Raw genomic sequence first — 8250 nt, forward strand, 5'->3', positions numbered from 1 at the left:
CAGGACGCTCGCGACATTCTCTGTTTGCTCGGCGTTCCAAGCGTGATACGACTCGGGCGAGTCGCCTAGTACTACAGTCGCGCTTCATTCTGCGGTAGTCTGGGGCTTCCATCGAGGAGGCTCCGAATGCCGATCGCCGACGTCGCGGCCGCCTGGCCGGAACGATTCGAGGAGTTGACCGGACGGCTCGCCCCGCGGTTCGGCCGCAAGGACCTGCGGCGGCGGGCCGAGGCCTACATCCAAGGCCTCCTGGGGCGCGTCGAGCGCAAGAACTCCTGGCAGCTCGCCGAGGCCGCCGGCGACGCCACGCCGCACGGCGTCCAGCGTCTCCTGGGGCGCGCGAGCTGGGACGCCGACGCCGTCCGCGACGACCTCCGCGCCTACGTCGTGGACCGCCTCGGCGAGGCCGACGGCGTCCTGATCGTCGACGAGACCGGCTTCCTCAAGAAGGGGCCGAAGTCGGTCGGCGTGCAGCGGCAATACTCGGGGACGGCCGGACGGATCGAGAACTGCCAGGTCGGCGTCTTCCTCGCCTACCGCTCGGGCCGCGGGGCCGCCTTCCTCGACCGGGCGTTGTACCTGCCGAAGTCCTGGGCCGACGACCGGCCGCGACGTCGCGAGGCCGGCGTCCCCGAGGACGTCGCCTTCGCGACCAAGCCGGAGCAGGCCCGGTCCATGCTGCGCCGCGCCCTGAAGGCCGGCGTGCCGGCCGCGTGGGTCACGGCCGACGAGGTCTATGGCTCCGATTACAAGTTCCGCAGCCTGATCGAGCAGGCCGGACTCGGCTACGTCGTGGCCGTATCCTCGGCGCAGCGGCTGTTCCTCGGCGGCTTCTACGGCCGGGCGGACGCCCTGGCCGCCGATCTGCCGGCGGACGCCTGGTGCCGCGTCAGCTGCGGGGCCGGCTCGAAGGGGCAGAGGCTCTACGACTGGGCCTTCGTCGCCTTCGCCTTCCAGTCGGACGAGGAGACGACCAAGGGCCTGCTCGTACGGCGTTCGATCGCCGAGCCCCACGAACGGGCGTACTACCTCTGCCGATCGCCACGGGGGACGAAGGTCGAGACGCTGGCCCGCGTAGCGGGATGTCGATGGGCGATCGAGTCGGCGTTCGAGCAGGCCAAGCAGGAGGTCAGCCTGGACGGCTACGAGGTCCGCAGCTGGGCCGGCTGGCACCGACACGTGACGCTGTCGCTGCTGGCGCACGCCTTCCTGGAGGCCCTGCGGGCCGAGGCGGCCCCGCCTCCCCCAAAAACAAGAGACGCCGCTTCCGGGAGTCGATCCCCTGACGGTGCCCGAGGTGCGCCGCCTGCTCACGCGGCTGGTCTGGCCGATCGCGCGTGAGGCCGACCACTGGCTCGGATGGTCCGAGTGGCGGCGCAGGCATCAGGCCGAGGCCATGCGTTGCCACTACCGCAGCCGCGGCCATTCGCCGTAAGGAAAAGCGCAACTGTAGTATTTGGGCGTCGAAGGGTTGACGGCCAACCAGATCTTCGGCTCTCCCGACGACATGAAGCTGAAGTCGTGCGCCACGCTGTTCGAGGCCGTGTCGCCGCCTGTTTCGGTTTTCGCCCGCCTGCTGGAGAGGTATTTCCAGGGCAAGCGGGACGAGAAGACACTGAAGCTCATGGGCAAGGCGACAGGTCCGGCGGGATGACTGAGCAACAGCCTTACGCACCGGCGTCTGATACCATCGGGCTAAGGAAGTCCGCGCCCGGCCGTTGACCCGCATATCGCTCCTCTCTGCGATCTTCCCCCGGGGGTCACCATGTCCCGAATCGCAACCGGCCTTCTGCTCACCGTGCTCGCCCTCTCCGCGCCTCAGGAGGCCTCCGCTTTGATCACCGGCGGCACGGGCAACGCCCCGCTACGCGACCCGGGTTGGCCTGCGGGCGCGGCGGCGATCTTCAACCACGCGGGCCGCATCGCCTGGTGGGAAGGCCCGCCCTTCGGCGGCGGCCAATGGCATGCCGAGTGTCGCGGCGACGCCAAAGTCCTCTCCGCCGTGCTGGCCGACTTCGCCAAGTTGGAAGTGAAGGTCAAGAAGGTCGTCCTCCACGACGGCGTCGGCCATTCGTTCTGGATCGCCCCGAACCGGGAGCCCGAGAAGCTGGCGGCCGCGAAAATGGACTGGGCGTTCACGGTGTGGGTGCAGGCCAGCTGGGAGCAGCTCCGCAACCTGCCGCCCGACCTCAATCCCACCGGCCCCGGCGAAACTTCGCCGCCTTCCCAGATCGACGTCTACGCCGCCGGCATCGACTGGGCGGCCGTGACCGTCCCGGCGGGTATCGAGGTCGATGACCAGCGGCTGGTGACCCACGGTTTCACGGCGGCCGATGGGGCGGTTCTGGAGGGCAAGGTCACCGACCTGACCACGGGGCAGCCCCTAGCCGCCACCATGCGGCTCCAGCGAGTGGAGCCGCAGGAGAAGGGCGGCTATCTCTACCCGGTGGCGGCGGAAGCGAAAGCGGACGGCCAAGGGCGCTGGGTGCTGAAGAAAGCCCCGGTCGGCTGGGTCCGAGTGGTCGTCGAGGCGGAGGGGTTCGTGCCGCGTGTGGCAGGATACGCACGCCTCGACGATCAGCCGCGCTGGCAGTCCTACGACATCGGCCTGATCCGCTCCGCGCCGGTCTCGGGTCGGGTGATCGACGAGGACGACAAGCCGATGGCGGACGTCGACGTCAGCTTCGGGAACGTCCAGGCCGCGTCGGGCGGGAAATACGAGTCGCCCTCGGAGTATAAGTTCAAGACGGACGCCGAGGGGCGTTTCCGGGCTGAACAAATCCCTGCCGGCACGGCGTCGATCTGGGTCCACAAGCCAGGCCATTACGGCCCCGGCCTGGGCCATACCGTCAGCAGCCCGGTGACGGACGTCGAGGTTCGGATGAACCGAGCCGGCAGCGTCCGGGTCACGGTGGACTTCGCCGGGAAGGAGCGATCAGGCGACTACGTGGTCAAAATCTCCCCTGAGGGCGGCGACGTGGTCGGCTCCTTCGGCGGTTCGGGCAACATCGACGCCGAGAACCGGATGAACTTCACGGTCCTGCCGCCGGGCCGCTACGTCTTGACCGGGCGGCCGAATCCCGGCTCGGACAGCGAGGAGGTCGGGCCGGTCATGATCGACGTGAAGGGCGGCCAACAGGCGGAGGTCACGCTGAAGGCGAAGTGAGGGCGTCTCACCATCAGAGCGACACCGCGAACCCCAAATGATGCGCCGCGTGCCGGGCGTGGAACAGAAGCCACTCGTCCCGCGACATCGGCCCCAGCACGGGATGGGCGGCGAACGGCCCGTCGTGGGCGGCCAGACGATCCACTGCCGCCCGTAGAGCTTCCACCGCCATGCCCAGATCAAGCCCCGCGTCGGGCTCCTGGCTAGGATGTGCGAGCCCCTGCCCTTCCGGAAACGCCCGGCTTCGGAAGAAAAACCGACGATAAACGGCCTGCTCGCGAGTGGGCGGCTCCGTGGCCGCAGGCAGGTCGAGCGAGAGGTTGATCGACCTGGTGAGATGGTCGCAGATCTGGGCGAGCGTCCAACTGCCGACGGTGACGTGCCCGGCCGTCAGGCGATCCACTTCCGGCAAGATGGCCTCGATGCCGTCGAGCTCGAGCGTGCGGCGTTCGGACATCTCAGACCGTCACGCCGGCGTTCGCCACCGCCGTCTCGACCCGCTTCAGCTCGGCCTCGATGCGGTCCAACTTCGCGATCGCCGCCCGGACGGCTTCCGGGTCCTTGCGGCCAGCCGCAATAAGCCCGCCGCGGGCGGCGTCGATCTTCGCTCGGGCTTCGGTGAGGTTCAGGGAGGCGATGTCGAGCGTCTCGTCGATCATGGTTCGTCCCCGTAAAAGGCTGGTGGCAGCCTGATTTTACAGGGGAGCGTCGGAACCGGTTAGCTGGGCAAGTGTTTAGCGATGCGGCAGGGCATCGCCAAACTCCGCCGGCCGCTCAAGGCTTCTCGCCCGACTGCCGCATGAAGATCTTCTTGTAGGCCGCGACGTCCTGCGCCGCGACCATCTTCTCAGGGTTGACGCTCCACTGGTTCGAGCCATCAAGCGTCCGAGCGAACCCCAGCACGGCGGACGGCTGGCCCAGCATGACCCCTGAACCCAAATCGGTCATCAGCCGGTTCACCTCGGCGGGCTCCATCATCAGGAGCTTGGTCAGCACCACGGTGTTGTAGGCCGCAGGCACCTTCTCGTGGTCGAAGGTGGCACCTGACAGGTGCAGCTCGTTCGTGTCGAAATTCGCGCGGGTGATCCGTGTCCCACCCTCGGTGAAGAAGGCGGCGTTCGTCATGACCGGGTCGAACTGATTCTCGGGATTCTCGAGATAGTCCTTGATCTGGGCGGTGGTCAGGCCGAACGCGCTCTTGAGCAGGAAGTCGTAGAGGCTGGTCTTGATGGCGTCCAGGGTCTCCCTGATCGCCGGGATGTTCAGGGCGTTGAGGACGGCGTCGATCCACCCCTGTACGACCGCTCTGAGGGCACCCACGAAGTCGGGGGCTCCCAGCATGGAGAGCAGATGCCGGTTCGTGTAGTCGTCGATCAGGGCTTTCACCTCGTCCGTGTCCGTCTTCTCGGCGGGGTTGAAGAAAAGCGCGATGGCGATCTCGTGGCTCAGGGCGGGCCAGGCCTTAAGTCCGTCGTCGATGTCCTTGACCCAGCGCTCCTTGTATTCCGTCTGGAGTCCGCGGCTGGCCTTGATGGCGATCCTCTGGATCGCGTTGGCGTCGGCGAGGTCCTGGTTGTACATGTCGATGTCGGCCTGCAGGTCCTTGCGTAGCTTGCTGAAGATCGCGGGCGGCGAGAACTTGACGTTCTCTCCCTTGAGCAACGTCGTCTCCAAAGGCGTGCCGGGCTTGGCATCGACCATGTTCCGGTAGATGAAATCGTCGACCCCGCCGTCGATCCGGGCATCGTAGGTCGGAGCCGGAGTCTTCTTGCCGATGTAGCCCTCGACGACCAGGTGCTTGATCGCGTTCTCCTGCTTCGGCTGGAAGTGGAACGCGTCGCCGGTGTAGTGGTTGATCAGCGTGTGGCCGTAGATGTCGCCGGCCGCGTGGGTCAGGTAGCCAGCCACGAAGGAGCGGCAGGCGTCGGACGAGTCGGCCGTCCCGTTCGCACCATAGGCCTTGGCCCAGAGATGCTGGAGCCAAGGGTCGCTTCCTGGCCCGTCGGGGTTCAGATCGGCTGACGTCTCCCCCGGCCCTTGCGATCCTGCCGGGTGGATGATCTGCTGGCCGGTGGCGATGTCCGGGTAGGCGTCAGGCCCGAGCACACCCGCGCGGAAGTGGGCCGGGTTGTTCTTCAGGGCCGCCAGCACCGCCGGGTTCACCCGGTAAGTCCCGATGACCACGTTGTTGCCGCTGGCGTCCTTCTTCATCGTCCCGCTCGCGTAGTCGACGGCGAAGATCGTGAACTTGCCGTCGTCCACCGCGTCCTTCATGGCCACTTCGGCCAGATGGACGTGAGTCTTGGGCTTCCAGGCCCAGACGACCGGTGTGGCGATCGCCACGAGGAGGGTAACGGCCGAGATGCGAACGCAGAGGGGAGAGACCCGCATGACATGCCTCCGAGGTGACGGCTGGTCGAGCGAACCAGTTTCGCCACCCCAAACGCGGGCGTCCAGACAGCACTTTATTTAACAAGCCTTAACAAGGCTGTCAGCTAAAATTCAGGCTGAACAGGCAAATTGGGCGAGAAGCAGCACTCACCACTGACAAAAACCTGACCTTGATCTCCCGCACCTTATGCCGGGATCATAACGCCATTCACCCATTGTGGAGGTCTGGTCATGGTCCAGTGGCTGCTTCGAGTCTCGCCGTTCGCCTTTCTCCTTGCCCTCGCCTCCCAGGCCGAAGCGGCCAGCGTCACCTATCAGCTCGTCAATTACGCGGCCGACCAGGGCGGGGCGACGGTCTCCGGCTACTTCACCATGCGGCCCGAGCCCAATGACGCGGACTTTTCCGTGGACGACGTTCTCGACTGGAGCGTCACCATCTCGCAAGGAGGCGTCTCATACACGACGGGCATGAGCGACCCCGGAGGGCTGCTCACCCCGGTCGGGGACATCAGGCGCACGGGGGACGAACTGACCATCGCGGCCGGCCAGGGCTGGATGTGGATCCAGAGCGACGGCATCTCGCTGAGCTACTCGCGGCTCGGGGCCGACGAGTATTCGGGCCTGGCCGGTCAGATACAGTGGGACGCGAAGCCGCCGTCGATGGGCGGGACGGAGCCGTGGGTCATCGCGCGGTCGCTGGGGGCGACTCCGGTGCCGGAGCCGTCGTCGCTGGTGCTCTGTGCGTCGGGGATGGCGATCGTCGGCGTGCTGGCTTTGCGACGGCGGTCGTCTTGAGCTTCACTCTTCCGGCTTCAACTCCATCAGCCCCGTGAGCCGCAGCAGCTCGACGATGGCCTCGCCATCGCGGCTGGCAACCCTGCCCTTCCCGCGGCAGCGGCCGCAGACTGCCGTTCGGCTTTGCCCGGCACCGGCGCGGACACGGCCATGGCCCTCGCACGCCGGGCAGATCGCGTAGATCGAAACGGGCTCCATCGCAGGCTCGCTTTTACCGGTTCCGGGCGGAATAGTGAATGCATCCATTCTATCCACGAACGCCCAAACGTGGCAACGGCACCTCCACCTTCCGGACGAACACGCCCTCATGTAGTCTCTCGGAAGCCACCCCCCTACTCTCCGCGAGAACCGACCATGGGCCTGCTCGACCGATTCCGCGGCAAACCGACGCTCGATTCCTTCGCCCGGGAGCTGATGTCGTCCGCCCGAAAGGCGGGCTGCCCGGACGAATTGCGCTACGATCCGCAGGCGAAGCTGATCCTCCGCGAGCGGAACGGCGAGCCGTGCGGCCAGATCGCCCCGGCGAACATGTTCCGCGCGTACCTGGACGTGGACAAAGCCGAGCGAAAGCGGCTCATGGCTTCCTACGTCCGGGCCTGCGCCCACACCGACCGCGAGCTGCCCGAGGATTACGAAGTGGCCAAGGTCGATTTGCGGCCGAGGCTCTGGAATCGGGCCAGCGTCGAGATGCTCCGCGCCCAGGGCACGGCACCCGACCTCGTCGCGGTGCCGCTCGGCCACCACATCCTGGCCTCCGTCGTCTACGACTGGCCGGAGACGGTGCAGTCGATCCCGTCCGGCCAGCTGGAGAAATGGGGCGTGACGCCCTACCAGGCGCTGGAAGACGCCACGGCGAACCTCTCAACGGCCACCGAGGGCTTCGCCGTGATGGGCGAGAGCCTTTACACGTTCATCGCGGGCGACAGCTACGACGCCAGCCGCATCCTGCTCTCCGACTGGCTGGAGCGGATGGAGACGAAAGGCCGGAAGGTGGCCATGGTCCCCAACCGCGACGCAGCAATGGTCACCGGCGAGGACGACGAGCTGGGGCTGACGATGATGGCGGCGCTCGCCGAGGAGGCGTTGGGAGCCGCTTACGCCCTGTCCGCCGTGCCGATGGTCTGGGAGGACGGCGAGTGGCGGGACTGGACGCCGGCCGAAGAACATCCCATGCGGGCCAAGTTCGCCGAGATGCGGGCCCAAATGCTCGGGGCCCTCTATGAGCGGCAGAAGGCGATGCTGGAGGAGAAGCACCAGAAGGAAGGGGTGGACGTCTTCGTCGCTTCCTTCAGCGGCGGCCAGCGGCCCGACGGGTCGTCGGTCAGCTACAGCGTCTGGGGCGAAGGCCCGAGGATGATCCGGCGGGGGAATTATCTGACCGACCCGATGTTCGGCGGGCTGGCGGATCCGAATCCTTACCATAAGGGTAGGGATGGGAGGGGGAAGTGAGGGGGGGGATTACGCCTATCACGAACTGTGACTCCCAGGTTTACGGCCCCCGGAGGCTCTGTAAAAGAAGCCGCGATAGCCTAACCTGTAATGGTCGTTAATCGTGAAGCCGTGAAGTCCGGGTTTGAGCATGGGAAGATAGCGATTTTTGCTATATTCGCTCTGTTTCCTCGTAAGCGGCAGTTCCAATCGATCCTTTGACAAGTCGATTTCCATGTATTCGACGTCATAACTCGCCGACCGCCTGACGTGGCAAAGGACTGTCAGCCCAACCAAGTCATCTTTCCTGAGTTGGCCCCGCGCTTCGGCGAGCAGCTTTCGCTTCGACTTCTCCGTCACCACGATCCAGTTGAATTTGGCACGCCAGAGATTCCGCCAAGAACCTGAGCTTCTGTATCGCTCCACGACCTGGTCGAGCTCAAGGGCTTCCGGGTACCCGTTCATAGTCC

Annotated in this window: 10 protein-coding genes; 5 read left to right on the forward strand and 5 right to left on the reverse strand. The window is 66.2% G+C overall.

Annotation, left to right across the window (positions count from 1 at the left end; all coding sequences use genetic code 11):
- Nucleotides 1-126: 126 nt before the first annotated feature.
- From G6O68_RS31110 to G6O68_RS31120, 3 genes are all read left to right on the forward strand, one after another.
- Nucleotides 127-1341 (forward strand): IS701 family transposase, encoded by a 1215-nt coding sequence (locus G6O68_RS31110; RefSeq protein ID WP_390625412.1) that lies wholly within the window; start codon nt 127-129, stop codon nt 1339-1341.
- A 130-nt stretch (nt 1342-1471) separates the two neighbouring features.
- Nucleotides 1472-1654 (forward strand): DUF1810 family protein, encoded by a 183-nt coding sequence (locus G6O68_RS31115; protein WP_206108279.1) that lies wholly within the window; start codon nt 1472-1474, stop codon nt 1652-1654.
- Nucleotides 1655-1765: 111 nt separating this feature from the next.
- Nucleotides 1766-3166 (forward strand): carboxypeptidase-like regulatory domain-containing protein, encoded by a 1401-nt coding sequence (locus G6O68_RS31120; RefSeq protein ID WP_165253539.1) that lies wholly within the window; start codon nt 1766-1768, stop codon nt 3164-3166.
- 13 nt (nt 3167-3179) lie between these two features.
- Here G6O68_RS31120 and G6O68_RS31125 read toward each other — a convergent pair whose 3' ends face one another.
- The 3 genes from G6O68_RS31125 to G6O68_RS31135 form a co-directional block, all read right to left on the reverse strand.
- Nucleotides 3180-3623 (reverse strand): DUF1569 domain-containing protein, encoded by a 444-nt coding sequence (locus tag G6O68_RS31125; protein ID WP_165253540.1) that lies wholly within the window; start codon nt 3621-3623, stop codon nt 3180-3182.
- Between the two features lies 1 nt (nt 3624).
- On the reverse strand, nt 3625-3825 hold the full coding sequence (locus G6O68_RS31130) for a hypothetical protein (RefSeq protein ID WP_165253541.1): 201 nt from the start codon (nt 3823-3825) through the stop codon (nt 3625-3627).
- A 115-nt stretch (nt 3826-3940) separates the two neighbouring features.
- Complete coding sequence (locus G6O68_RS31135) at nt 3941-5557, reverse strand: hypothetical protein (protein ID WP_165253542.1); 1617 nt, start codon at nt 5555-5557, stop codon at nt 3941-3943.
- Between the two features lie 231 nt (nt 5558-5788).
- Between G6O68_RS31135 and G6O68_RS31140 the strand changes: the two genes are divergently transcribed.
- Nucleotides 5789-6352, forward strand: a complete 564-nt coding sequence (locus tag G6O68_RS31140) for a PEP-CTERM sorting domain-containing protein (protein WP_165253544.1) — start codon at nt 5789-5791, stop codon at nt 6350-6352.
- A 3-nt stretch (nt 6353-6355) separates the two neighbouring features.
- On the opposite strand, the gene G6O68_RS31145 is transcribed toward G6O68_RS31140, so the two are convergent.
- Complete coding sequence (locus tag G6O68_RS31145) at nt 6356-6550, reverse strand: hypothetical protein (RefSeq protein ID WP_165253546.1); 195 nt, start codon at nt 6548-6550, stop codon at nt 6356-6358.
- A gap of 156 nt (nt 6551-6706) precedes the next feature.
- On the opposite strand from G6O68_RS31145, the gene G6O68_RS31150 reads away from it, so the two are divergent.
- A complete protein-coding gene (locus G6O68_RS31150; RefSeq protein ID WP_165253548.1) occupies nt 6707-7801 on the forward strand; it encodes a DUF1444 family protein in 1095 nt (364 codons plus the stop codon).
- A gap of 18 nt (nt 7802-7819) precedes the next feature.
- On the opposite strand, the gene G6O68_RS32590 is transcribed toward G6O68_RS31150, so the two are convergent.
- The coding region (locus G6O68_RS32590) for a hypothetical protein (protein WP_206108280.1) at nt 7820-8250 on the reverse strand (431 nt) is incomplete at its 5' end.

The organism is Paludisphaera soli (assembly GCF_011064595.1).
Classification (GTDB): domain Bacteria; phylum Planctomycetota; class Planctomycetia; order Isosphaerales; family Isosphaeraceae; genus Paludisphaera; species Paludisphaera soli.

Coding starts and splice junctions, on each gene's coding strand:
- G6O68_RS31130 (WP_165253541.1), bottom strand. CDS start 3,825: ATGATCGACGAGACGCTCGACATCGCCTCCCTGAACCTCACCGAAGCC.
- G6O68_RS31145 (WP_165253546.1), bottom strand. CDS start 6,550: ATGGAGCCCGTTTCGATCTACGCGATCTGCCCGGCGTGCGAGGGCCAT.
- G6O68_RS31110 (WP_390625412.1), top strand. CDS start 127: ATGCCGATCGCCGACGTCGCGGCCGCCTGGCCGGAACGATTCGAGGAG.
- G6O68_RS31135 (WP_165253542.1), bottom strand. CDS start 5,557: ATGCGGGTCTCTCCCCTCTGCGTTCGCATCTCGGCCGTTACCCTCCTC.
- G6O68_RS31120 (WP_165253539.1), top strand. CDS start 1,766: ATGTCCCGAATCGCAACCGGCCTTCTGCTCACCGTGCTCGCCCTCTCC.
- G6O68_RS31125 (WP_165253540.1), bottom strand. CDS start 3,623: ATGTCCGAACGCCGCACGCTCGAGCTCGACGGCATCGAGGCCATCTTG.
- G6O68_RS31140 (WP_165253544.1), top strand. CDS start 5,789: ATGGTCCAGTGGCTGCTTCGAGTCTCGCCGTTCGCCTTTCTCCTTGCC.
- G6O68_RS31150 (WP_165253548.1), top strand. CDS start 6,707: ATGGGCCTGCTCGACCGATTCCGCGGCAAACCGACGCTCGATTCCTTC.